The organism is Pseudoalteromonas sp. meg-B1 (assembly GCF_003173795.1).
GTDB classification, from domain to species: Bacteria; Pseudomonadota; Gammaproteobacteria; order Enterobacterales; family Alteromonadaceae; genus Pseudoalteromonas; species Pseudoalteromonas undina.
Genome location: NZ_QGQU01000001.1, coordinates 501,413 through 526,056, shown reverse-complemented (window position 1 = coordinate 526,056; position 24,644 = coordinate 501,413). Strand labels below are relative to the sequence as shown.

Here is a 24,644-nt window from a genome sequence, read left to right as displayed (position 1 = left end):
CCTCTAAAAGGGAAACAATGAGCTACTAAAGAAACGCGTTAACCAACCCGGGCTTTGTGCCTCTTGAGTTTGACCCTTACCTGAATACTGAATACGTGCATTCGCAATTCGATTAGACTCAACAGTATTATCGGCATTGACATCTTGCGGACGCACTAACCCTTCTAGGCGAATAAATTCTTCACCGGTGTTTAACGTTAGCCATTTTTCACCGCGAATTACTAAATTACCATTTGGTAGTACTCGCATCACGTTAACCGAAATATCGCCAACTAAGCTGTTTGATTGATTTGATTTTGAGTCACCTTTAAATGAGGAGTCACTACCAATACCAAATTGAATACTATCGCCACCAATATTTACCGGCAAACCACCTAAGCCAATAACAGGGTCGAGGCTGGCATCGGTTTCTTTATCTGTTTCAGTTTTAGCTGCTTTAGTCGCTTGGGTCGACTCTTGTAATTTAACAGTAATGATATCGCCTGTTCGCAGTGCTTTTTTATCGGCATATAGGTCATTCGATAATTGTGTGCTGAACAAAGAGCCGGTTGCGACTACTGGCTCCATATTAGGCTCTGGATACATAGGTGCATAATAGGGATCGTCTTGTACTACCTCATTATTTTGTGTAGCTACACAACCACTTAATAGTAAAGTCCCTACTGTAAATAACATAACATTACGCATACAACCCCCCAAAACTATAACTGTTGATTGATATAACTCATCATTTCATCAACGGCTGAGATCACTTTTGAGTTCATCTCATAAACGCGCTGCGTTTCAATCAAATTAACTAATTCTTCGGTCACATTTACATTTGATGTTTCCAGTGAACCTTGAATAATCGTGCCTAAACCTTCAACACCCGGGTTACCTTGAACAGGCGCACCGCTTACCGCGGTTTCGGTATATAAGTTTTGCCCTATAGGCTCAAGGCCCGACGGATTAATAAAATCACTAATCGTGATTTGACCAATAACCACGTTTTCGGCCTGACCTTTAACGCGAACTGACACTTCACCATCTTGAGATACGGTGATCGACTGTGCATCGTCAGGTACATTCATTTCAGGCTGAACAACATAACCAGCGCCCGAGGTTACAACACGCCCGTCGCCGTCGGTAGTAAACTGGCCATTACGCGAATAAGCAATATTGCCATCTGGCTGTAATACTTCAAAAAAGCCAGGACCTGAAATCATCCAATCTAATGAATTTTCAGTGGTGAGCATATTACCTTGCGAAAAGTTTTTTTGGTTAGCCACCACCTTAGTACCCGCGCCAAGCATTAAGCCTGACGGCATTTCGGTGTCTTGCGATGAGCGACCGCCTGGTTGATTAATATTTTGGTAAAGCAAGTCTTCAAAAATAGCGCGGCTTTTTTTGTAACCCACTGTACTGGCATTCGCTAAGTTATTTGATATAACCGATATATCAGTTTGTTGAGCGTCAAGCCCTGTTTTACTTATCCATAATGCTGGATTCATAATAATATCCTCACGTTAAAGTTAAACGATGCGCATCAGCTGTTCTTGACGTTCGTCAATCTCTTCAGCTGTTTTCATCAGTTTTACTTGTAATTCAAATTGGCGTTGGTGACTGATCATATCGACCATTTCATGCACAGGGTTTACATTCGACTTTTCTAATGTGCCACCTAATACTTGTACATTGGCTGATGTTTCAACTATTTGGCCTGGTTTAGCTCTGAATAAGCCATCGTTACCCTTCTCGAGCGTGGCGTTGTTTGCATCAACCACTTTTAGCCGATCAACTTCTTCTAAAAAGTTAGCCGGTGCACCTTGAGGGCGTACTTGAATAGTGCCATCTTTGCTAAATTCAATTTTTTCAATCGGTACAGGTAATATGACAGGCCCACCTTCGCCAATAACTTGACGACCGTCGCTGGTAGTCAACATACCTTCAGCAGTGATATTTAACGAGCCCACTTTTGTATAGGCTTCATTACCAGAGGCATCCTGAACACTCAGCCAGGCGTTATCGCTCATAGCGATATCAAGGCTGCGACCTGTTTCCACAATACCGCCCGATGTCATGTTAGATCCTGGGCGCTCTTGCATAGCAAAAACACGAGTCGGCAAACCTTCACCGAAAGCCTGCATTGATCGCGCTTGCGCAAAATCAGATTTAAACCCAGTGGTATTCGCATTTGCCAAATTATTGGCTTTAAGAGCAAGCCCTTGCATGCTTTGTTTAGCGCCAGATGCCGCTATGTAGACCATTTTATCCATAACATCGACTCATTAAGAAATCTATATATGGGTAAATGCAATATAAGTGCCAGATTAAATTTAAGTATGAATAAGATTTTAAGGAGGAATAAAAAAGGCTGCATTAAGCAGCCTTTATAAATCAAAATATGATTATCGGATCTGTAAGATATTTTGTTGAAGCGTTGAATTCACTTCAAGCGCACGAGAGTTTGCTTGGAAGTTACGCTGCGCACTAATCAAATCAACCAGCTCTGTGGTTAAGTTTGTATTTGATTGCTCGAGCGCTGAAGAATTGACTTTGCCTAAAGTTCCTGTTCCCGGTTCTCCTGCTATAGGCTCACCTGAGGTTAAACTTTTTTTCCATGAAGTATCACCCACCTGTTGTAAACCTTGTGAGTTTGCAAACCTAACCATGGCTACTTGACCCAAATATGAAGTGTCGCCATTACTGTACGATGCAACGACTTTTCCATCAGTACCAATGTCAATACCCGCTAAGCGACCCACTGTCGCACCATCTTGCTCTAGTGCTTTTACTTCAAATCTATTTGCATATTGAGTAGGTATTTTACCTGCAGTACCTGCCTCGTCGCGCCACTGAATTGCAATGTCATTAAACTGTGCACCGTTGGTTAATAATCCTGAAAAGTTAGCAGTATTTAAATTTACATCATCAAAGGTACTTCCTGTAATAGGTGCGCCATTGGTTGTTTCTGGCGTACCGCTTGCGTTAAATCCAAACGTACTGAGTGGGCTTGGAGTTGCCGTTGCGGCACCGGTAGCATCAAACGGTTTTTGATCCAATGTACCATGCACTTGCCATTCGTTTGGTGCAGTTTTAACAAAATAAAACTGCATTACATGCGGCTCACCTAGTGAGTCGTAAACTGTGGTTGAAGTCGAAGAGTTATAAGTAGTGCCATCTGTTGCATCAAATGGCACAGCTATAACATCGTCACGCGAATCAACATTGAACGACGTATAAACGTTTGAAGTAGAGCGCGGAGAGCCTGATGAATCAGGTATTTGCAATGCAGAAGATGTACTTAAACTAACCGAAGTGGTACTGCCTGTAACCTCATTCACCGGAAAACTCTGTAAGAAGTTTCCTTTAGCATCAACTACAAAGTTGTCTTTATTAAGCTTAAACGCACCTGCGCGAGTATAACTAAAATCTAAAGAGCCTAAGTCATTACTTGTTGCAAAGTAACCCTCACCTGTGATCGCTAAATCCAGAGAGTTATTAGTAAACTGCAGCGACCCTTGATGAAACTGCTGGGCAACCATGGTGGTTTGCACACCATCACCATTTTTCGTTTTACCTGCGCTAAATACCGAAGATGCGTATACATCAGCAAATTCAGCGCGAGACTCTTTAAAGCCCGTGGTATTTACGTTGGCAATGTTATTGGCGGTAACATCTAAATCTTTTTGTGCGGCAGCAAGGCCTGTTAATGCAATATTGAAGCTCATAATTAACCTCTAACCTAAAAGTATTTAGCCCGATGGCTAAAAAATACATAAAATCTATTACGCGATTTCTGCGACATCAGTCAGCCTAACCGCACCTTCTTTTGTGTTAATAATAATGCCGCTTGAGCCATTAATATTAACACTTTCGATATTTTTGAATGTAGCTAATGGAAGGCTTGAAAATTCCCCATTTGTGCTACCTTCTGCTTTGATGTTGTATTCACCAGGTGGTAGCCGTTCACCCGCTTCATTTTTACCATCCCATGCAAAGCGAATGGCTCCTGCGGGCTGAGTGCCTAAATCTATAGTTTTAACCAACTGCCCGGATGCATCTTCAATGCGAATCATTAAACTATCGACTGGCTTTTCAGCTACAACAGAACCTCTTGATTCACCCGACTCATTAAGCTCAAGTGTATTCGATTCCAACAGCGCTTGTTTGCCAACCAGTGTTGATGCTTGCAATGCCGAATTTGATGTCATCGACGCAGCTAAAGACTCAAAATTAGAGTTTAAATTTGATATTCCTTCAGCCATGGTAAAGTTTGTCATTTGTGCAATCATCTGATCGTTATCAGCTGGTTTGCTGGGATCTTGATATGACAACTGCTGTGTTAACAACGAAAAGAAATCTTCTTGGGTTAACGCATCACTATCCTCTTTTTGTGGCACTTGCTTATCTTGCCAACGTAAAGAGTCCATGTAGGATGAAGAAGTACTAATATCGTTACTCATGAGCTACCCTCAGTTACCGCTGACCTAACAGCAGTGTTTTACTTAACATTTGCTTAGCTGCATCAGCAACTTGAACATTTGTCTGATAAGAGCGAGACGCAGAAATCATATTTGCCATCTCCTCAACAACATTCACGTTGGGTTTATAAATGTAACCATTTTCATCCGCACTCGGGTGGTTTGGGTTATATTCAATTTGTAGTGGTTTATCACTCTCAACCACTCCTAACACTTTCACACCAACGGCAGAGCCCTGTGGGTTGCTTGCTGACGCTGACGCTTTTGTTAGCTCCGCAGCAAATACAGGTTGTCGCGCTCGGTACGTTTCATTTTGTGAAGAGCTAATTGTATTGGCATTAGAGATATTACTTGCGGTGGTATTTAATCGCACGTTTTGCGCGCTCATACCCGAACCTGCAATATCAAACACATTATATAAACTCATAATTAGGCTCCTTGACTACCGAGGGCTTTTTTCAGGCCTTTAAATTTACCATTAAGAAACTGGACACTGGCCTGATACTCCATAGCATTCTGTGTATACAAGTTCCGTTCCACTTGTATATCAACAGAGTTACCATCACCTGTATCTGTTTGATTTGGCGTACGAAATAGTTCACTTCCACCTACACTACGGGTACCACCGGCAATGTGTTTTTCGTTGGTTCTTACCATCGTATTGCCGCTTAGTTGGTTAGACTTTGCCGTTTTTAATGCTGAGGCAAAGTCGATATCTTTTGCTTTATAGCCGGGCGTATCAGCATTTGCGATATTAGTAGCGAGCATTTCTGCTCTTTGCGAACGGATTAACATCGCATGCGGATGCACGCCTAATGCTTTATCAAAACTGATAGCCATAACTATCTCCAAAAAATTGACTTAGTACCAATAAAGCAATAAGTAAGCCAGCAATGAAAATAGTGACGATAAAAACAAAAAACGACGCTATAGCGCCGTTTTTAGGAGGGGGGAGGTGTAAACGGTAGTTATTTTTTTTGGTAAATAATCCCGGGGTTACAACGCACCATATCAAATTCGGTACTCAAACCAGACATAGATTCCGACGCACCTAAAAATAAATACCCCTTAGGGTTAAGTGCTTGAGAAAATTGTGCAATTATTTTGGCTTTCACCTCAGGTGAAAAATAAATTAAAACATTACGGCAAAATATAATATCGAACTTACCCATCAAAGCGTACGAGTCGAGTAAATTTAAATGCCTAAAGCTCACTTGCTTTTTCAATGAGTCAACCACTTGTGCCATACCATTGCCGCTATCTTTAAAAAACTTCTTACGACGCTCAGCAGATAGCCCGCGAGCCAGTGCCAATGCATCATATTCGGCGTGTTTACACATATCCAGCATGGTATTTGAGATGTCAGTACCCACTATTTGTGCACCCATTTTTAAAACACCAGGACTACTTGATTGAAACTCAGCAACCGACATAGCAATTGAATAAGGTTCTTGCCCTGAAGAGCTCGCAGCAGACCATATTTTTAATGGCCTATTTAACGCTTTAAATTCAGGGAATAATCTGGTTTTGAGCAACTCAAATGGGTATTGATCTCTAAACCACAATGTTTCGTTGGTTGTCATGGCATCAACAACAGCAGCGCGCAATTGACGCTCATGCACGCCAAGTGTTTTGCTAACCAGTTCAGATAACGATTCAACATTAAATCGAGACATTAATGGTGCCAAGCGACTTTTAACCAAATACTGCTTATTTTCACCTAAAACAATACCGCACTGTTGTTCTAAAAATAAGCGAAATTGATCGTATTCTGTTTGCTGCAAATCTTTATTAGTCAAATCAATAACACCTATGTTTATTAATCACAATGAACCCACTTATTAACGGCTGTAGCAAGCTCGTCTGGATTAAATTTTGCAATAAAATCGTCAGCCCCTACTTTTTCAATCATTGCTTGGTTGAACACACCACTTAACGATGTGTGTAAAATCACATGCAATGGTGCAAGTTTGGGATCTGCTTTAATTTCTGCAGTGAGTGTATAGCCATCCATTTCTGGCATTTCTACATCTGAAATAAGTAACCCTACTCGCTCTGTAATATCGTTAACACAATCAAGCTCTGCAATTTCTTTTAGTCTTATTAAAGCTTCTTTACCATTTTTAGCAAGTTCAGTAGTTACACCTAAAGGTTCTAACGCTCGTTTAACCTGATTTCGTGCCACGGCCGAATCATCGGCAATAAATACAATTCTTTCGCCTAAGTCTTTTTGTATATTACCTTGCGAGGCAACATCATCACTCACGGTAGTATTGACAGGACAAATTTCGTTTAGGATCTTTTCTACGTCGAGTATTTCAACCAGCTCATTTTCAATTTCAGTCACGGCAGTTAAATAAGAATAGCGGCCCGCTCCTGATGGCGGTGGCATTATTTTTTCCCAGTTCATATTAACAATCCGCTCAACACCACCAACTAAAAAGCCCTGCACTGTACGGTTATATTCTGCAATAATAATAAAGCCATCTTCGATGCTTTTAATAGGACGACCACCTACTGCCATTGATAAGTCAATTACCGAGATTGTTTGGCCACGGATATGTGCTACACCACGAATGTAAGCGTTAGATTTTGGCATGCTGGTTAATGGCGGGCATTGAAGAACTTCTCTTACCTTAAACACATTAATGCCAAAGCGCTGACGTCCGTTAAGCTTAAATAACAATAACTCTAAGCGGTTTTGCCCAACCAACTGAGTACGTTGGTTTACTGAGTCTAAAATACCGGCCATTTAAATCTCCTAAGAAAACAAATATAAGGAACGATAATTGCTTTCAATTAATAAAGCGTCATAACACAACGGGGGCGTCTAAATTCTGACGCAAAATATTTATACCCTGTTTGCAACCATAAGCATAGTCGAAACATTATGAGTTTGTTAAAAAAAACCAGAAGATACAGTGTTTTTTATTTTCTTGCTAGCCTCTGCTTCACTTTGCCACTGAAGGCTCAAGTATTTAGTAAAGAATCACTACAGGAAATGGCTGTATCTTATGTTGCTCAAAAAACAGTAACTACAAATGACAACAAAATACAGTTTAGCGCGTTACCGCTAGATACCCGCATACCCGATCGCCAGTGTAACTCTGAGCTAGAGCTAGTAACGCCAAGTGAGCCCCCATTTAATCGTCAGGTCACCATTCAAATAAAATGTAACGATAGTGACAACTGGGCACAATACGTACATGTCAGAATCACTGAATCAGCACCCGTTGTAGTTGCTACTACCAATTTAGCACGAGGTGAAGTGATTACTCCATCCCATTTAAGTATTGATATGCGCCCTGCGCACTTTATACGCGTTCAGTATCTTGATGATCCTGCGCAACTTATTGGTAGCCGCAGTAAACGTAATATTCGTGAAGGTATGCCTGTACTACTCAATCAAATTTGTATGGTTTGCAAAGGCGACTCTGTCAATATTTTTGCCAATATTAAAGGGTTAAGAGTAAAAACCACAGGTGTTGCATTAGAGGATGGAACCTTAGGTGAACAAGTACGAGTAGAAAACAAAAAAACAGGTAAAGTTTTAAATGCACGGGTAGATGGTGTAGAGTCTGTGCAGGTAAATATTTAATGTAAATTTATGCTAAAGTATCTTTAGTAAATGCCGATATAAAGGCATCAGTTGGGTAATAAACGGGTTTTTATCATGGTCGGTCAAGTAAACAAATCAAATCAACAGCCTGGTGTTTTAACAAACACTCAACAGCAAAAAGTTGATTTAAAAAGAGATAATGCAAATACACAAGCTGCGCAAACGCCTTCACCTAAAGCTGCAAGCGATTCGGTGAGCTTAACACCGCAGGCCAAGCAATTAAAATCTTTACAAGAAAAAGCAGAGCAGTCTTCTGGTTTTGACAGCAACAAAGTTGCTGAGCTTAAAAAAGCGATTACCGAAGGCAAGTATCAAATAGACAGTGAGAAACTTGCCAAAAATTTAGCAGACTTCGAGTTTAATGTTTATGGCTGATCACAATAGTTTAATTACGATTAAACTAAACGAACAAATAAATTGTTTAACAACCTTGAGTGAGCTTCTTACTCAAGAACTTGATGCTATTGCCTCACGAAGAGGCGAAGGTTTAAAAGAAATTGCCCAACAAAAAATGTCTTTTTTAACCAGCATAAGCACCCTAGATAAAGAACTCAGTAAACTGATTGCCAGTAATGATCAGCAAACAGATGAAAACGCTGACTTAATAAAGCTAACTCGAGAAAAGCTTGAGCAGTGTCAAAAACAAAATGAAGTTAACGCTCATGCAGCGCACCAGGCGCAGTTAAGTGTAAAGCAATTAAAGGGTATTTTAATTGGCGCACCTTCGTCTATGACCTACGATCAAGCCGGTAGCGTAGTTAATACTGACAACAGCATTGTGCGTAACCTAAAAGCCTAAAAGAATACCCATAAAAAACGCCTAAACGATAACTCGTTTAGGCGTTTTTTATGGGTAATGATTTGTCGCTTAGTAATAAGTGACTTTTTTTACTTCCCGTGGTTTTATCTCACCTATGTACAAGTCGTGCACGCGTTTCATATTAAGCTCAAGCTCGGTTATATACATATCATTAACGGCATATGTTTTTATAATTTGTGCGCCTTTAATAATACCTTGTACTTTGCTTTGTAAATAATCATCTTGGGCAACCGAGCCTGCGACCGTTGTACCTGCGGTAATTTTTTGCCCGTATACTTGCTCTGTTAGTTCGCGATAAGCCTCGAGCTTTGAGGCCTTAATCGCCATAAGCTGTTTTTGAGTGTCATTACTTCCCGACTGCAAACTAATGGGCGCGTACCCTATTGCTTTTAATACAGGGTAATTATTTGGCTCAACATATTTATATTCAACGTGCTTATCAAATATATTGCTACAACCGCTTAACGTTAAGCAGCCTAATGTGATCATTAATGGCATTACTCGCATCATACAGGGCCTTTAAAAACTAATTAAACTCAGTTATGCACGTTTAATGCCAGTGATACCTATATTCTGTAACAACAAATAATAGTGGTACATTACTTGCTGAGACTCATTAACGCTAACGTTTAATTGGAGTAAGAGTATGAAGTCGTTTTTAAAAGCAGTATTGGCAGGATTAAGCACCACTGCTGTATTAACGTTTTCACCTTTTACCCACGCTCAGTGGTATGAGTCTACAGGCCATGCGGTTATTCAAAATAGCGACATTCCCGGTGCAAAGGCCGCTGCAATAAAAGATGCGATTACCCAAGCCCTTGTATTCTCTGGTGCGCGGGTGAGCTCGGTGCAAACACTTGTTGATGGTGTTTTAACCCAAGATCAGCTAAAAATAAGTAGCCAAGGCGAAATTCAAAAAATAGAGCTCGTTAGCGAAAACCGCAGCAATGATGAATTTGCGATTACCTTACGCCTAGATATTTTTGCACAAACCGAGCAATGCCCGCAAAGCAACTTCAATAAATTTATAGCTGTGACGCAAAGTCAATTAACAAATCGCGAACAAGCGAGAATGGGTCAAATATTTGACATTAATAAAGCAGTAAGCAAAAACATCTACACGTCACTGCAAAAATCAAAAATGAGTGCTATACCGGTTGCCTATTTCAATAAAGCGATAAAAGTCGATACCTATTTTAATCAACAACATGACTACTCTAACAGCCAGTTAGAGGAAATTTCATCGCGCAGTAACGCACAATATGTGCTACTGAGCCAAATTACCAGTTTATCCACCAGCGATAAACTCAATAGCGACTATGCATTTTGGCAAGATGAAAGCTATCAGCGTCACTACCGAATAGAGTTTAGTTTATTTAATGGCACTACTTATGAGCCCTTGTGGCAACAAAGCTATCAAAGCCAAGCTATCTGGCCATTTGAAAAAACAGCTATTATTGATGTAAACAGTAATCGTTTTTGGCAGTCACCTTTTGGTCAAAGTATTAGTGAGATAAACCAAACCCTAAGTTACGATTTGCAAGCAGCCATGGCGTGTCTACCCACCCAAGGCAAAATTATGCACATGGAAAATAATAAACTCGTCATTAATTTAGGAAAGGCACATGGCTTAGAAAAAGGCCAACAGCTGAGTATTGCTCATCATAATTATTTAACAGACGCGCAAGGCAACACCATGCCGCATACTATAACCACTTTGAACCGTATTCGTGTAGAGCAGCTATATCAGCATAGCGCCATTGCCGTCAGTATTAATGATCAGCCTTTACCGGGCGTACAAATTAACGATATTGTGGAAGTTGCAACGCCCTAAAGTACTTGGGCTAGCTTAACTTTTAAATTATCGTGAGCGCTTAACCAATCTGCTAACTGCTCAACCCCAGATAAATGCGGGTAATGCTTTCGACAGGCTAATACAATATTACGTTGCTGATTAGGAAAAATAGGCAAATAATGAATTCCCTCTCGGGGTATTGCAGCAAGTTTTGGCACAAACGTAACCCCATCGTCCATTGCCACCAGCGCTAGTAAGGTTTCTAAGCTGTTGCCTTGGTACTGGCTAGAAACATCCACTCCTGCCGAAAAACAAAACTGCTGAGCTTGATCTTTAAAGCAATGCCCATCACTTAACATTAATAGGTTACTGCCTTGAAGATCTTGCAGTGCTACCTTTTTATTTACAGCTAAACCGTTATCAGCAGATACCGCAACTAAAAAATCTTCTTTATATACATTAATCGTATGGTAATTTTTTAGTTCAGGCACATCCGCTAAAATTGCAAAATCCACCTCGCCACTGTCCAGCGCAGCTAAAATGGTAGAAGTTTGCATTTCAGTAAACGAAAACTGGCTTTGAGGAAATGCCGCTTTCATTGATGTAAGCAGCGTAGGTAATAAATACGGAGCAATAGTAGGAATAATGCCAATACTTAGTTTGCCCTGTAACGGTTGGTTAGAAGTAGCAGCCAGTTCTTTTAATATTTGAGTTTGCTCTAATATAAGGTTGATTTGTGTCAACAAACGTTCACCTTGGGTTGTTAAGGTAACGTGCTTAGTTGAACGGTCAAATAATATAACCCCTAATTCTTGTTCCAGCTTTTTAATTTGCCCACTTAAGGTAGGCTGGCTTACAAAGCAGGCATCAGCCGCTTTGCGAAAATGTTTAAAATGCGCAACGGCTTTTACATATTCTAAATCTTTTAAGTTCATATTCACACTCAACCTGATAGCTTATACCTATCAGTTTAATACAAACAAACGATTGGAACTATATTTAATTGTTCGCCATAATGGCTATTAACAAATCAAGAGGAACTAAAAACATGTTAAACAATATTGAAGGTCAAACAATCCCTAACGTTACATTTGCAACGCGTCAAAACGACGAATGGAAATCAGTAACTACTGATGACATTTTTAAAGGCAAAACAGTCGTTGTGTTTTCACTACCTGGTGCATTTACACCAACGTGTTCATCAACTCACCTACCACGCTACAACGAGTTAGCTGGTGTACTTAAACAAAATGGCGTTGACGACATTGTTTGTGTATCAGTAAACGATACCTTTGTAATGAACGCATGGGCTGAACATCAAGAAGCGCAAAACATTACCTTACTACCAGATGGTAACGGCGAATTTACTGACGGCATGGGTATGCTAGTTGATAAAAACGATTTAGGTTTTGGTAAGCGCAGCTGGAGATACTCTATGCTGGTTAAAGATGGCGTAGTAGAGAAGATGTTCATCGAACCAGATTTACCAGGCGACCCGTTTGAAGTATCAGACGCCGACACTATGCTTGATTACATCAACCCAACTCAAGTAAAACCAGAAGCGGTTACTCTATTTACTAAGCCTGGCTGTCCTTTCTGTAAAAAAGCAAAAGAGCTACTTACAGCTAAAGGCTTTGCTTTTGAAGAAATCGTAATGGGTGCTGGCGCATCACTTACCAGCCTTAAAGCGGTATCGGGCCGTGAAACCGTACCACAAGTATTTATTGGTGGTAAGCACATTGGTGGCTCAGACGATTTAGAAAAATACTTTGCTTAATTAAGTAAATAAAACAGGGGCTGCAACGCCCCTGTTTATTAAAGGAAAAACACTATGAAAGAATTGCAAACCGACGTTGTTGTTATAGGTGCAGGTACCGCTGGTTTAAGTGCCTACCGTAATGCAAAACAATTTACTCAAAACGTACTTATGATTGAATCAGGCCCATACGGTACAACCTGCGCACGTGTTGGTTGCATGCCAAGTAAGTTATTGATTGCTGCAGCAGAAGCCGCGCACTCAATAGAAATGGCACCTGCCTTTGGAGTTCACAGCTCAAAACCGGTTATTGACGGTAAAGCCGTTATGGCACGAGTTAAAAGTGAGCGCGATCGCTTTGCAGGATTCGTAGTAGAAGCCGTAGATGAAATACCTAGCGAAGATAAAATTCGTGGCTATGCACAGTTTTTAGACGCCAACCGCGTGCAAATAGATGAGCACACTATCATCACTGCTAAACGCTTTGTAATAGCAACAGGTTCACGCCCATCTTACCCTGGCGTATTTAATAACTTTGGCGACCGACTGATTATTAATGACGATGTATTCGACTGGGATGATTTACCAGAATCAGTAGCCGTATTTGGCCCAGGCGTTATAGGCCTTGAAATTGGCCAAGCGTTGCATAGATTAGGGGTAAAGGTAAAACTCTTTGGTGTAGGTGGTGCCATAGGCCCATTAACCGACCCAGTAGTTAAAGATTACGCTAATACCGTATTCGCAGAAGAATTTTATGTTGATACCGACTCAAACGTTTCAGATATGAAACAAGTAGGTAATAAAGCAGAGCTAACCTATACCGACAAACAAGGTGTTAAACACACCGAGCAGTTTGACTATGTTCTGGCTGCAACCGGGCGAGTACCTAACACCGATAAACTAGGGTTAGAAAACACCGGCATAGAGCTTGATGAACGTGGCGTACCACTCGCTGATGCCCACACTATGCAATGTGGCAACTCCCACATATTTATTGCTGGCGATGCTAGTAACATGATCCCTTTGCTTCACGAAGCATCCGATCAAGGAACAATCGCAGGGCAAAACGCAGGCCGCTACCCTCATGTACGTGCGGGTTTACGCCGCGCTAAAATTGCCGCTGTGTTTAGCGACCCACAAATAGCCATGGTTGGTGAAAGCTTTAAAGAAATTAGCCAACGATTAGGCAGCTGTGATTGCTTTGAAATAGGCGAAGTCAGCTTTGAAAACCAAGGTCGTAGCCGCGTTATGCTAAAAAACAAAGGTCACATGCGTGTGTATGCCGAGCACGGCACAGGCTTATTTTTAGGTGCTGAATTTATAGGCCCACAAGCAGAGCACATTGCTCACTTATTAGCATGGGCTGTACAAAACAAAATGACTGTACCGCAAATGCTAGATATGCCTTTTTATCACCCTGTTATTGAAGAAGGCCTGCGCACTGCACTGCGTGATTTAAACGCTAAATTAAAATTTGGCCCAGACATTATTAACCATTGTATGGAATGTGGCCCAGGCGCATAACACATCACTAATACACACTTGCTACTAAAAGCCAAAACCATTGTTTTGGCTTTTTTTATGTTAAAAACTGGTATATAAAATGGAGTTTAAACTGCTACACTCAGATTAATAAACAAACAAAACGGACCGAAAATGAGCAATAATAAATATAGACTTGTCACTCGAAGCGATTTTGACGGCCTAGTGTGTGCCGTATTACTTAAAGATTTAGATTTAATCGACGATATTTTATTTGTGCATCCAAAAGACATGCAAGACGGTAAAATAGCCATTACCAGCAACGACATTACCACTAACCTCCCCTATGTTGCAGGTTGTCATATTGCGTTTGATCATCACTTGAGTGAAACCGTTCGTAACGAAAGCGATATTAAAAACCATATTATTGACCCAGATGCGCCCTCTGCAGCACGCGTTGTATACGATTATTATGGCGGTGCAGAGAAATTCCCTAATATTTCAACTGACATGATGGAAGCGGTTGATAAAGGGGATTCTGCACAATTTTCAAAAGACGAAATTTTAAACCCAACAGATTGGGTGCTGATGAACTTTATTATGGATGCGCGCACAGGGCTTGGCCGTTTTCGTGAATTCAAAATTTCTAATTATCAGTTAATGATGAAGTTAATTGACGCCTGTAAAGATCACAGCATAGAACAAATACTAGCAATGGAAGATGTTGCCGAGCGTGTTGCGTTATACCACGAGCACAACGCACAAGCTAAAGAGCAAATAGACCGCTGCTCATCAGTACACGACAACTTAGTGGTACTCAATTTAACCGAAGAAGAAACCATTTACGCTACTAACCGCTTCGTTATTTACGCCATGTTCCCCGAATGTAATATCTCAATACATAAAATGTGGGGGCTTAAAAAGCAAAACGTGGTGTACGCCATTGGTAAATCAATCACCAACCGCAGCTCCAATACTAATGTTGGCGAGTTATGCCTTAAGTACGGTGGCGGCGGCCATTTAAATGCCGGTACTTGCCAAGTAGAAACTGACAAAGCTGAGCAGGTATTGAGCGAGCTGATTGCTACGATCACTAGTGATGGCTGAGTTATAGCCTCGGGGTTCGGGGTTCGACAAAGTACTTTATAAAGCGGGTTAATTGATAGCTCGCTTTTTTATTATGCAGAATTTAATGGAGGGCTTCTTTGAGCGATAACCGGACATTGAGGTGAGTTGTCATTTACTTAGTAAGAAAGAAGAAAACTTTCCTCTTTTTTATACGCTCAGATAAGCTAAAATAATAATAGAAGCTCATGAGATATGGACGTTTTCGCGCTAGAATAGGGAAAATGTCCTCTGATAAAGTTGTTATATGAATAGGAGCTTTCAATGGACGAGGTAGTCAAAAATCGCTTCGAAGAATATCCCGAAAAAGTTCGGCTACGACTTGAGGAGTTACGAACTTTAATCCTCAAGCTTGCATCCGATTTGGATCTAGGTGAAGTCGAAGAGTCACTGAAATGGGGTGAGCATAGTTATAGTGTAAAAACAGGCAGCCCAATTAGAACTGATTGGAAGTTGAAATCGCCAAACCAATACTACTTGTTCTTCAACTGCCAAACTAAGTTAATCGATACATTTAGAGAGCTGCACAATGACACACTCGAATTTCAAGGTAATAGAGCAATCGTATTAAGTTTATCGAGTTCGTTGCCTGAGGCGGAAATCAAGAACTGCTTAGAGCTAGCTTTAACCTATCAGCAGCGAAAGCATTTGCCACTTTTAGGCGCGTAATAGGTAATCACATATAAGGTACTAAACCCGCACCTTTCGGTCACTACCCGTTAGCTTAGCGTTAATAATGTCCGCAATTAGCACTCAGCCGATAGTCGGTATAGAGTGGTTTAACTTACAGTGTAAGGCAGTTGTCTCTGGTAAATTTATCATTTTTGTCGGATGGCGTGGCTCCGCCACTTATCCGACCTACGCCAAAATGTAGGTTGGTTAAGCCGAAGGCGCCACCCAACAAGCTTTCAAATTCACTTTTTATCCGAACGGCACAAAGCTGACATTGCTACAAATATACTACATAGAGTTGATATAGAAACAAAGAAAGAACATAACTCATTGATTTTATTGGTAGCCCCTGCAGGAATCGAACCTGCAACTGCCCCTTAGGAGGGGGCCGTTATATCCATTTAACTAAGAGGCCACATCGAGCTTACAGCTTACAGCTTACAGCTTACAGCTTACAGCTTACGAAAATTATAACGGCATCTGGTTTTTTATATCAAGTATCAAATTAAGTTAATTACTTGATAAATATATATCTTCTTTATTTAATACGTAAAGCGGTATAAATGTTCGGCTGCTGGCAGCAAGGCGTTTATTTTCAATATTTATCACGCGAGCGTTAATAACAACCCCATCTGCACGGTAAATTAATGTACCCGATAAAACATGGCTTGCTATATTCGTACCTGCAAGCTTGCGAGTGTTGCGGGTAAATGCAAAGTCGCCTTGATCATTAACGGTAATTAAATTGGCTGTTTTAAAATCAACCGCGCTATAACCAAATTTTTGCAGCTGATGTATGAAGGTTTCTGATAACTGATTACCTAACTGGCTTGCTGTAGTTAAACTTGCGTCTAAATCAACGAACGAGGTGACTGCAATCGCTGCATCTTGCGGGGCTACTTGCATAGTGTCGGTTAAATCAAGTGCCATTTGCTCTACGTAGTTAACTAAACTTTTATGATGCTTGTTTGGGTTAAATTGCGTTGTATCGGCGTATTGTTCTTGCTCGTCATTGCGCTGCATTTGCGCCATGATCTGATTAAAATCAAGATCACTAACGACCGTTTGCTCAGACTCAGCTTTAGGTGCCCCACCCATTAAATTACAACCTGAAATAAATATTGATAACGCACTTATGCTAATTAAAGCCGAGCGTTTAGCTAAGTTAACCATGGTAAACCTCTCACTTACTCGCTTGTTTTAGCATGATGCCATCAGCACTGTTGCTGCTATTTAGCGCATCAATAACTGATTGCGGAATAAAGCCCTGCGCAGAGCCTACAACCGCTTTACTTGCTAAGCCAACAATTCGTGCATTTACTAATATGCCGCCTTGGTGGTTTACTAGCGTACCCGCTAATACGTAACTAAAGTTTTGTTCTTGGTTAAGCTCTAAGTAGTCGCGACTAAAAACAAAATCGCCGCCAAGCGTTACGCGCATATAATCGGTGGTTTTAAAATCAATGACCGGCACACCAAAATTATGCAGTTCGTGCATAAAACTCTCTGCGATTTGGTTACCTACTAAGTTAGCATTGTTGTAGTCACGGTCTAAAAAAACAAAGCTTGATACCGCCAATGGCGTTTTAGTATTTACATACTGTAAGTTTTCAGCCATGTCTTGCATGATGCCACGCACATAATGATTAATATTTTTACGGGTTGGCGTATTTACTTGTTTGTTTTTATTCATCACTGCGGCTTTATTTTGATAAAGCGAATCAGTATTTGTTGGTGCAGCTACAGGGCGTTGCTCAAAAAACATAGGCGCATCGTCGGTAATTTGCGTGTCACTATGGTTTGTCATTTGTGAACAACCAAAGCCCAGTGGCAAACATAAAGTTAATAGTAGGCGTTTCATGTGTGCTCCTAATTAATATTCACTGCGGTAAATATAGTCACCGCGCTGCTGTATTTTTTCATTGCTCCACATCACATTGATGGGAATTTCAGTGCTTGCGGCAGATACAATCTGATTAGTTTGCATATTTACCATGCGAGCATTAACAATATAAGCATGTTCTTGACGGGTTAAAGTACCGGTGATCACAAAGTCAATAATCTGACGCTGCTTTAAGTTACTGGTACTACGGCTTAACACTGAGTCAGCCCTTGCTGATAAGTTAAGCTGGTTTTCAAGCCGGTATTCAACTGTGTTGTACCCTAACTGAGTAAATTGGGTTATTAAGCTTTCTTGAACTTGCTGACTAAGCCCTGTCCCTTGCCCTTGGGCAATTTGTGAATCCAAAGCATTGGCTAAATAAAAGCTGCTGACCGCGATTGAAGCGGTGCTTTTAAAAGGCTCTTTGATATGGCTTAGCTGGGCACTCAAGCTATTTACGTACTGGTTGAGCGTATAGGGTGCCATGACCGCTTTAGGCGCATCAGTGCTTATACTTGGCTTTGGCTGGGGTGTTAAGCTACAGCCCGCTAAATTTAATAATAGTAAGGGTAACAAAAGGCGCATAGTTGCCATCCTCTAAAAACATAATAGTTACAAAGCAATTATTATGCCTAATACCCTAGATGCATATTTATTTTAATGGCTGTTGGGTGTAATGGCTCACAATGCAGTTGATTTGGCGCTGTTTAAGTCTATCGCAATCAGCAGCGGCATTGGCTTGCTTTTGATAAGCTCCAAGCTTTAAACGGTAGTAAGTCATGCCACTCACGTTAATAGCCTCTACATTCGCCACAAATTCGCCCTGAAATAACGAAGATGCGCTGGCTTTTATTTGATTTAAACTTTGGCTAAGTCGCTCTTTGTCGGTAACGGCTGCAACTTGTAAGGCAAACAAGGCTTTAACGGCTTGTTTTTCATCAGCTGTATTCGCTGCTACTTTAGCTTTTTGTGCAACTTTTGGTGCTACCGTTTCAGCCGAAGCTTTAGCTGTTGGTACTTCAGGCGTATTTGTTGATGCAGAACCTTGTTTTGCTACCGCATTTAATTGGCTTATTAATAGCTTTAGATCTTGTTCAATCACTAATAAACGCTCAACACCTGCTTTGGCTGCTTGCCACTGCTGAGACGATGCTTTGAGCTGCGCCAACTCTTCCTCAGAAAGGTTGGCACTCGCTTGCATTGGCTTAGGTGATTCTGCATTTTGAGGGGTGCTGCATCCTGATATAAAAAGAGCAGCAATACAGGCAATTAGTATTGAGTAGCGTTTATATAAATTAGCATATTGCATGGTTAAACCTTATTGTTATTAGTGGCTAATAAGTTGCGCTTGGACTTGGCAGTTCAAGCCTTTTACTTTTAATTCTGCACATACTTGTTCAAGTTCCCCTTGCGCAGACTCGGCATAAGCAACAGCTAAAATATACCGTTTTTGTTTTTCGTCTTTGATATAAAAAGCATCGCGCTTTGATTGCTCATTTAAATGACGTTTAATTAATTGATAATACGCTTTCATAATTGGCAATGATGAAAACCCACCCGCATTAGCAATATACGCTGGAGTTTGTGTTTTTTCTTTAAGCTCAAAGTCAACGCCCATTACTACTTCACCTTGCGCTGGTAATTTAACCACCACCTGTTGCGTATCTTTTAAAGACTTACGTTGCTTAAATTCATCATCTATAACCGCTTTATATTCGCCAGGGCGTAAATCGGTAAACAAATAATAACCATCGTAAGCAGCCTGTGTTTGTGCCACTTGCTTGCCTTGTTTGTCGAGTAATTTTACGGTGGCAAAAGGCTGTACTTCAGTGCTGCCTTGCTCATCTTGTTTGTAAACAGTTCCCTCTAATTCACTACTGTTATTAAGCGGCACTTCCATATATTCAACAAAGCCGGCACGCGGTGTAATAGAAAAGCCATCATTGGCGGCAACTAAAAAAGGCTCATTAATACTACCAGACTCAATCACTATATCGGTGGTTCTATTTGCTGGCATTCCTTTAAGAATCGCTAAACCATTTTCGTTAGTTACCGCTCGGCGATAGTTTTGAACTCCTTTTACCTTAACGCCTTCAATTCCCTTTTCTCCGTCATCTTGAATATTGTTATTATTTGAATCAAGAAAGACTCTAACCATTAAAGTGCCAGAGTTTGCGAGGCTTCTTTTACTTAAAAAGTACTCGTCAGTGTTCGTATCAAAACCAATACTAAAGCGACTAAATAAACCTAGCCGCCAATTATCATCATCGTCGTAACTCATTGTGCTATTTAAGCTAAAACTATCGCTTTGCCAATTTAGACCCAACTCCATAGAAACTAAATCATTTATACGGGAGTTTCTTAGTGTGAATTCAGATTGTAAATTCTGAGATAAACTACGGCTTAATTCTGCTTGGTAACCCAGTATAGTTGAACCAGAGTCTGCGCTGTAGTCAACACTAAAACGAGTGTATGTTTTACCAAATCGATGTTGAAGACGCATGCTGCCAAGTGTTGTTGCATCGTCTAAAGAATCAAATTTTCGCCAAATTAAGTTGTTACTAACAACGGTGCCGCCTAAATTATAAGATAAGGTATTATCAACACTTAAATATGAGTCGCTAAACTCTCTGTTGTTATAGGCGAGCGTATTTTGATAACTCAAACTTCCAAATGATTTATCAAACAACTTTCCTGCCGCATATAGTTGATAACTTTCAACTTTCGCTGTCTGCGAATCACCAACTATCTTTTCATTGTTTTGAGACAGGCTTAAACGTACCGATTGACCAATTAACTCACCTCTAGCAGCTACCTCTAGCTTGTCTTCATCGTTATTATTTTTTTCATAATCTAGATTAAGTAATACTTTATCAAATATACTTAGGTTCGAACCAAAAGCATAATTGTTAACATTATCACCCGAATTACTATTTAATATTGATGTACCAGCATAAACCGATAAATAATCAGTTAACCCCGTTTCATAACGGCCTGCTAGCTGCCAACCTTTGCCCTCTGTCGAATAAAGTGATTGATTAAATAACTGCTCACCTTGCTCAGTAATTGACAACTCATAGAACGACTCATCTGCTGACAAACTATTACCATCTATAAAATATTGCTCTGTTTTTCGCTCTACTTGCCCTTGTGGGCCATAAAAGATCAGCTCAAAATTATTAGCACCAAACAATAAATCAATATCTTCAAATAAATAACGCCCATCAGCTAAACTAAACTGCTGCGCTAGCAGTACATCATTACGGTATAACTCAACATCCCACCCTGGTTGAATAGCACCCGTTAAATTAATTTGATTACTATTAACCTGTTTAAAAAGTGGTTTGTTATCAACTTTTACTCCTCTGGCGTAACTACTATTAAATTGTTTACCGACTTGAGTTGCTAATACATCTCCAAATTGAACAGTTGTCGCATTTAAGGGACCTAATAACCGTGCATCTTTACTTTGACGGCTAAATGATAATCTTGAATCTGATAGTAAATCTTGTTTTCGCCCTGCAAAAAAATACTGAGCATTAAAATAGGCTAAGTCATTTGACCCTAATACAGAGTACCCTATCGCTGAATCCGTATTACTCTTGGTTGCACTAAGCTGCACATCAGCAAGAGGAGATGAAATTGCACTGTATGGACTGGCCTTCCACGGTAATATTGCTTGACGTGACTCTCTATTAGTTACAGTTTCTCGCTGCTCTCTTTCGCGTTTTAATTCTATAGGTAATTTGGTAGGGGAGCTTACATATAGCTCAAGTGCTGAATATTCAATATCAATATCTAACGAAAACCACTGCGCTAGCAAGTTACTATCAACAAACATATCGCCGTTATCAGCATAAGCTTGTTGGCTGTTAAATGAATATCTAGCGCCGTTAATTTGTGCTGTGTTTGTATTTAGGTCTAGATAAAACTGATTATCTTCACGAATAAACCACCCTTGAGCAATAAGGTCATCGCTATTTATATCGATAGCAAAATCCAGGCTTTCTGAAAAACTTAATAAATCTATTAATACACCTGTTTTACTTTTCACCCCGAGCATTTCACCCAAGTAATTTTTTTTCACGAACGATGAAAAAAATAATAACTCCCCTTCGGGGATGCCCTCACCTTGCTGCACATTAAGCTCAAGCTCTGTTCTTTCATTTGCAGCTTGATCAGTGTTGTATTGCTGCCATTTTTTATCTATTTTTTTTATGCTAGCAAGAATGGCCTGAGTGTCAGGCTCTGCTGCTAATAATGGATCAATTGATAAAAAAATGATCAACAACCACTTTAAGCGCTTAAAGTAATACATCGCCTATTTCAAGTTACCGATAATTGCATTATTAATTGGCGCAACCTTTTCACTAAAAATAGTATCGCGATATTCTTTAAGCCCTGTATAAATGACGCGAATTTCGCCATTTTTCGGGATATTTTGATCTGTAAAAATTGGTATCGTCGCCGTTGTTGTTTTTAGCTCAGGGTAAATACTAAAATCGTTTAACATAGCGATCTTTTTCTCTGTATCCGTTCCTTTTTGCTTAAAGAAAACTTCTAACTTGCCAAAAGAGCTAAAGCCCCCCTCTCGCTTAATTTCAATCTCAAGCGCTTTTTTTTCTGGGCTATGTATAAGCTGTAAATTGCTAATATTAACATTAGGTTTTTCAGCACCTTTTCGCAAAATAACGGGAATAGTGTAGCTTAAGAGTAAGTTTACCTTGATGCCTAGTCTCTGTTGCTGACTTTGAGCTTCATTAGGGAGTGCTTTAAAGGCTAGATGAGAGCGGTATTCCTGCTCTGCTAAACCTTTCGGCTTTCGAATAGCAAGCTTAACTATTTGCCTTTCTCCTGGCGCTAATCTAACTTGCGATGGGCTGATCCTAACCATATTTTTAAGTGAAGATAAACTTTCTTGATCAGCCGCTAAATTAGCATACCCTCCCCCAGCTAGAGCGACTTTATCTTGCCACTCCAACCTATAAGTTTTGGGTTCATTAGAGTTATTAACAACAATGACTTTAGCAACACGTTGGCGCTCATCAAAATTGATTCTTGTTGGAGAAATAAGTAAGTTTGCATAAGAATGAAAGCTAATTAAAATAAAGCTTACTAAGATAAAAAAAGTTTTTATTATTGTCATTTAATCAACATCTCTAGTTGTCTAATAATTTAGCGTCACTTCAATTGTAGTATCAAAGATGCCATCTTTATAAGTATTGCCGTCACCTGAGGTACTCAATTGCCCCCCAACTCTCAATAACGCAGTCCCTGTGGTATCGGTTGTAATGGTCGCATTGTATATGAGTTGATTTAAAATCAGTGATGCACCACCGAAAATGTTATTTAAAGGTTGGTCGCTTACAAAGTCACTCACGTTTACCTGGATACGTGCAGGGTATCCTTCAAGCAACAATTCAGCTGCATGGCCTTTTTCAAGTAAATATATCTTATTGGTTAAGGTATTTGTATTACTTGGCAACAAAGTTATAGAGCTAACACTTTGATTATCACTAATAACAATTTTACCAAAGTTCAATTGCTCAAGTGGTGTTACCTGCGCGTACGAACTGAAGGTTAAGAAAGCTGCTAGAATGAATAAAATTAATTTCATAAAATAACCTGCTTTATAATAAAGCAGGCTTTGCTCATTAATAGTTTAATTCTAATGTGAATGAGCCACTGTAAGTGCCATCAATGTAATCACTCGTAGGTGTAGTGGCATCTGTCGTTAATGTAGCACCAACATTAAATGTCGCTTCACCATTTGCGTCTACCTGAATGGTCGTTGTAGCAGCACTGTTAGGCGTCGCGCCAGTTAGCACATAATACGTTGGAGTACCCAAAGTAAATGCTGCAGTACCAGCAGGTGCTGCATCAGGTGAAATAGCAGTTTCTGTCGGATTTGTAATTGTCAGTGAACCGAAAGGTGACACGCCAGAAACAGAAAAAGCGGCTGGTGCACCTGGTACTAAAATTGCGATTTCAGCATCTGCAATCGATGTAGAAGCTGTTGTAGGTGAGGTCGCTGGGTTTGCAGCTAACACAAGGGTAGCTGTTTCAGTTGTTGTTAAATCTGCTGAGGCACGAATTGTTCCAAAATCTAGTGCCGAATCGTTAGTCAAGGTAAAAGCATTTTGAACTGTAACACCTGCTTGAAACGAAACTGATTCAGCTGCAGCGCCGAAAGAAAGAACAGCCATTGATGCAGCTAATGCTGCTTTAGTAAATATTTTGTTCATAGTTTTCCCTTAGATATAAAGTATAAACCTGTCAGTCAGGTTATGTTAAGTATCGGCCAAAATCACTAAAAAGTTAGAAAATATTTACTTTATTTTGATTTATAATAACAGGATGCAAAAATAAACGTAAAAAACCTTAAACATCCTCTAAAAATGACGCTAAGGTACATTTATTACCCATCTTATAAAAAAATAAACACAGCTGCGCTGCTTGCTGTTGATTTTTTAGCGGGCCTGCTACAACACTATAAAACGTTGTTGATTCCTTTTGTTGCTCATTAATGCGGTATTGTAAAATACTGTTCAATTGAGGATATTGCTCTTTTAGTCGCTGTACTTGCCTTTTGGCTCCGTTAGAAACTAAATAACGTCCAATTTGCACACCGTAAATTGCTTTGTTTGTACTGATAGTGTTATCGGCTAAGGCAGTTTCTGATGAGAGTTGTAAAGATTGCTTAGAGCCATATTCAACACGTTTTACCTTCTCTTTCAACGGCTCAGGTACGGTATCAATATCTGTTTGTGCAGAAAGAGCTTGAATCAGTAATGATAAGTCCTCTTCCATGGTGCTTAAACGCGCTATTTGCTCTTTGTTGTTATCCCATTGCTCTAAGTAAGGTTTTATATCTTTTTCACGCACAAGCTTGTCGCTTTGTGAGTCGGCGGGCATTAGCTGGTTGCTACAACCAGCTAATGCAAAGGGTATTAGTAATATTATTAAACGAAGTTTCACTTTAAAGCACCTATTACAAAAAACTAGCTCTAGCTATTATGCAATAAAAGCG

At 40.1% G+C, this 24,644-nt stretch carries 28 protein-coding genes and 1 tRNA gene; 8 read left to right on the top strand and 21 right to left on the bottom strand.

Annotated features, from left to right (window positions below; translation table 11 throughout):
* Positions 1 to 3 precede the first annotated feature (3 nt).
* From flgH to DK924_RS02415, 9 genes are all read right to left on the bottom strand, one after another.
* Positions 4 to 687 (bottom strand): flagellar basal body L-ring protein FlgH, encoded by a 684-nt coding sequence (gene flgH / locus DK924_RS02455; RefSeq protein ID WP_054201734.1) that lies wholly within the window; start codon positions 685 to 687, stop codon positions 4 to 6.
* A gap of 14 nt (positions 688 to 701) precedes the next feature.
* Positions 702 to 1,490 carry a flagellar basal-body rod protein FlgG gene (gene flgG, locus DK924_RS02450; RefSeq protein WP_010387879.1) on the bottom strand — a complete coding sequence of 263 codons (789 nt, stop codon included), beginning with the start codon at positions 1,488 to 1,490 and terminating at the stop codon, positions 702 to 704.
* 21 nt (positions 1,491 to 1,511) lie between these two features.
* Positions 1,512 to 2,255 carry a flagellar basal body rod protein FlgF gene (locus tag DK924_RS02445; protein WP_010387878.1) on the bottom strand — a complete coding sequence of 248 codons (744 nt, stop codon included), beginning with the start codon at positions 2,253 to 2,255 and terminating at the stop codon, positions 1,512 to 1,514.
* Positions 2,256 to 2,387: 132 nt separating this feature from the next.
* Complete coding sequence (gene flgE / locus DK924_RS02440) at positions 2,388 to 3,710, bottom strand: flagellar hook protein FlgE (RefSeq protein WP_010387877.1); 1,323 nt, start codon at positions 3,708 to 3,710, stop codon at positions 2,388 to 2,390.
* Between the two features lie 57 nt (positions 3,711 to 3,767).
* Complete coding sequence (locus DK924_RS02435) at positions 3,768 to 4,445, bottom strand: flagellar hook assembly protein FlgD (protein ID WP_021033157.1); 678 nt, start codon at positions 4,443 to 4,445, stop codon at positions 3,768 to 3,770.
* Positions 4,446 to 4,458: 13 nt separating this feature from the next.
* On the bottom strand, positions 4,459 to 4,890 hold the full coding sequence (gene flgC / locus DK924_RS02430) for a flagellar basal body rod protein FlgC (protein ID WP_008113068.1): 432 nt from the start codon (positions 4,888 to 4,890) through the stop codon (positions 4,459 to 4,461).
* A 2-nt stretch (positions 4,891 to 4,892) separates the two neighbouring features.
* The gene (flgB, locus tag DK924_RS02425) at positions 4,893 to 5,303 is read right to left on the bottom strand and encodes a flagellar basal body rod protein FlgB (RefSeq protein ID WP_109874259.1); all 411 of its coding nucleotides are present in this window, start codon (positions 5,301 to 5,303) and stop codon (positions 4,893 to 4,895) included.
* A 128-nt stretch (positions 5,304 to 5,431) separates the two neighbouring features.
* On the bottom strand, positions 5,432 to 6,262 hold the full coding sequence (locus tag DK924_RS02420) for a protein-glutamate O-methyltransferase CheR (RefSeq protein ID WP_054201737.1): 831 nt from the start codon (positions 6,260 to 6,262) through the stop codon (positions 5,432 to 5,434).
* A gap of 20 nt (positions 6,263 to 6,282) precedes the next feature.
* On the bottom strand, positions 6,283 to 7,215 hold the full coding sequence (locus DK924_RS02415) for a chemotaxis protein (protein ID WP_010387865.1): 933 nt from the start codon (positions 7,213 to 7,215) through the stop codon (positions 6,283 to 6,285).
* Between the two features lie 138 nt (positions 7,216 to 7,353).
* On the opposite strand from DK924_RS02415, the gene flgA reads away from it, so the two are divergent.
* The 3 genes from flgA to flgN all read left to right on the top strand — a co-directional run bounded on the left by flgA (position 7,354) and on the right by flgN (position 8,881).
* Entirely contained in the window at positions 7,354 to 8,061 is a 708-nt protein-coding gene (gene flgA, locus DK924_RS02410) for a flagellar basal body P-ring formation chaperone FlgA (protein WP_181388739.1), read from the top strand.
* A gap of 75 nt (positions 8,062 to 8,136) precedes the next feature.
* Positions 8,137 to 8,457, top strand: coding sequence for a flagellar biosynthesis anti-sigma factor FlgM (gene flgM / locus DK924_RS02405; protein WP_010387860.1), 321 nt, complete (start codon positions 8,137 to 8,139; stop codon positions 8,455 to 8,457).
* Entirely contained in the window at positions 8,450 to 8,881 is a 432-nt protein-coding gene (gene flgN, locus DK924_RS02400) for a flagellar export chaperone FlgN (protein ID WP_033104122.1), read from the top strand. Before flgM ends, flgN begins: the two co-directional genes overlap by 8 nt.
* 69 nt (positions 8,882 to 8,950) lie before the next feature.
* On the opposite strand, the gene DK924_RS02395 is transcribed toward flgN, so the two are convergent.
* Positions 8,951 to 9,409, bottom strand: coding sequence for an LPP20 family lipoprotein (locus DK924_RS02395; RefSeq protein WP_010387855.1), 459 nt, complete (start codon positions 9,407 to 9,409; stop codon positions 8,951 to 8,953).
* Between the two features lie 139 nt (positions 9,410 to 9,548).
* On the opposite strand from DK924_RS02395, the gene DK924_RS02390 reads away from it, so the two are divergent.
* Positions 9,549 to 10,736, top strand: a complete 1,188-nt coding sequence (locus DK924_RS02390; protein WP_075169690.1) for a flagellar assembly protein T N-terminal domain-containing protein — start codon at positions 9,549 to 9,551, stop codon at positions 10,734 to 10,736.
* On the opposite strand, the gene DK924_RS02385 is transcribed toward DK924_RS02390, so the two are convergent.
* Complete coding sequence (locus DK924_RS02385; RefSeq protein ID WP_109874258.1) at positions 10,733 to 11,632, bottom strand: LysR substrate-binding domain-containing protein; 900 nt, start codon at positions 11,630 to 11,632, stop codon at positions 10,733 to 10,735. The two genes, DK924_RS02390 and DK924_RS02385, sit on opposite strands and share 4 nt — an antisense overlap.
* 113 nt (positions 11,633 to 11,745) lie before the next feature.
* On the opposite strand from DK924_RS02385, the gene DK924_RS02380 reads away from it, so the two are divergent.
* The 4 genes from DK924_RS02380 (at position 11,746) to DK924_RS02365 (ending at position 15,729) form a co-directional block, all read left to right on the top strand.
* The gene (locus DK924_RS02380; RefSeq protein ID WP_008466566.1) at positions 11,746 to 12,474 is read left to right on the top strand and encodes a glutathione peroxidase; all 729 of its coding nucleotides are present in this window, start codon (positions 11,746 to 11,748) and stop codon (positions 12,472 to 12,474) included.
* A 54-nt stretch (positions 12,475 to 12,528) separates the two neighbouring features.
* On the top strand, positions 12,529 to 13,977 hold the full coding sequence (locus DK924_RS02375; protein ID WP_109874257.1) for a dihydrolipoyl dehydrogenase: 1,449 nt from the start codon (positions 12,529 to 12,531) through the stop codon (positions 13,975 to 13,977).
* 132 nt (positions 13,978 to 14,109) lie between these two features.
* Positions 14,110 to 15,042, top strand: coding sequence for an exopolyphosphatase (locus tag DK924_RS02370; protein WP_054201740.1), 933 nt, complete (start codon positions 14,110 to 14,112; stop codon positions 15,040 to 15,042).
* Positions 15,043 to 15,324: 282 nt separating this feature from the next.
* Entirely contained in the window at positions 15,325 to 15,729 is a 405-nt protein-coding gene (locus DK924_RS02365; protein WP_109874256.1) for a DUF1801 domain-containing protein, read from the top strand.
* 343 nt (positions 15,730 to 16,072) lie between these two features.
* Here the strand turns inward: DK924_RS02365 and DK924_RS02360 are convergent.
* From DK924_RS02360 to DK924_RS02315, 10 genes are all read right to left on the bottom strand, one after another.
* Positions 16,073 to 16,147: transfer RNA gene (locus DK924_RS02360), tRNA-Arg, on the bottom strand.
* A 95-nt stretch (positions 16,148 to 16,242) separates the two neighbouring features.
* Positions 16,243 to 16,905 (bottom strand): FlgO family outer membrane protein, encoded by a 663-nt coding sequence (locus DK924_RS02355; RefSeq protein WP_109874255.1) that lies wholly within the window; start codon positions 16,903 to 16,905, stop codon positions 16,243 to 16,245.
* A gap of 10 nt (positions 16,906 to 16,915) precedes the next feature.
* Positions 16,916 to 17,593, bottom strand: a complete 678-nt coding sequence (locus DK924_RS02350) for a FlgO family outer membrane protein (protein WP_109874254.1) — start codon at positions 17,591 to 17,593, stop codon at positions 16,916 to 16,918.
* A gap of 12 nt (positions 17,594 to 17,605) precedes the next feature.
* Positions 17,606 to 18,199: a FlgO family outer membrane protein gene (locus DK924_RS02345; protein WP_010387831.1), complete on the bottom strand. Its 594-nt coding sequence runs from the start codon at positions 18,197 to 18,199 to the stop codon at positions 17,606 to 17,608.
* A 67-nt stretch (positions 18,200 to 18,266) separates the two neighbouring features.
* Positions 18,267 to 18,923, bottom strand: coding sequence for an SPOR domain-containing protein (locus DK924_RS02340; RefSeq protein ID WP_109874253.1), 657 nt, complete (start codon positions 18,921 to 18,923; stop codon positions 18,267 to 18,269).
* An 18-nt stretch (positions 18,924 to 18,941) separates the two neighbouring features.
* On the bottom strand, positions 18,942 to 21,902 hold the full coding sequence (locus DK924_RS02335) for an MSCRAMM family adhesin SdrC (protein ID WP_258306398.1): 2,961 nt from the start codon (positions 21,900 to 21,902) through the stop codon (positions 18,942 to 18,944).
* A gap of 33 nt (positions 21,903 to 21,935) precedes the next feature.
* Positions 21,936 to 22,760: a molecular chaperone gene (locus tag DK924_RS02330; protein ID WP_109874251.1), complete on the bottom strand. Its 825-nt coding sequence runs from the start codon at positions 22,758 to 22,760 to the stop codon at positions 21,936 to 21,938.
* Between the two features lie 21 nt (positions 22,761 to 22,781).
* Positions 22,782 to 23,231: a DUF4402 domain-containing protein gene (locus DK924_RS02325; RefSeq protein ID WP_109874250.1), complete on the bottom strand. Its 450-nt coding sequence runs from the start codon at positions 23,229 to 23,231 to the stop codon at positions 22,782 to 22,784.
* Between the two features lie 37 nt (positions 23,232 to 23,268).
* Positions 23,269 to 23,859, bottom strand: a complete 591-nt coding sequence (locus DK924_RS02320; RefSeq protein ID WP_109874249.1) for a DUF4402 domain-containing protein — start codon at positions 23,857 to 23,859, stop codon at positions 23,269 to 23,271.
* A gap of 136 nt (positions 23,860 to 23,995) precedes the next feature.
* On the bottom strand, positions 23,996 to 24,592 hold the full coding sequence (locus DK924_RS02315; RefSeq protein WP_109874248.1) for an SPOR domain-containing protein: 597 nt from the start codon (positions 24,590 to 24,592) through the stop codon (positions 23,996 to 23,998).
* Positions 24,593 to 24,644 lie beyond the last annotated feature (52 nt).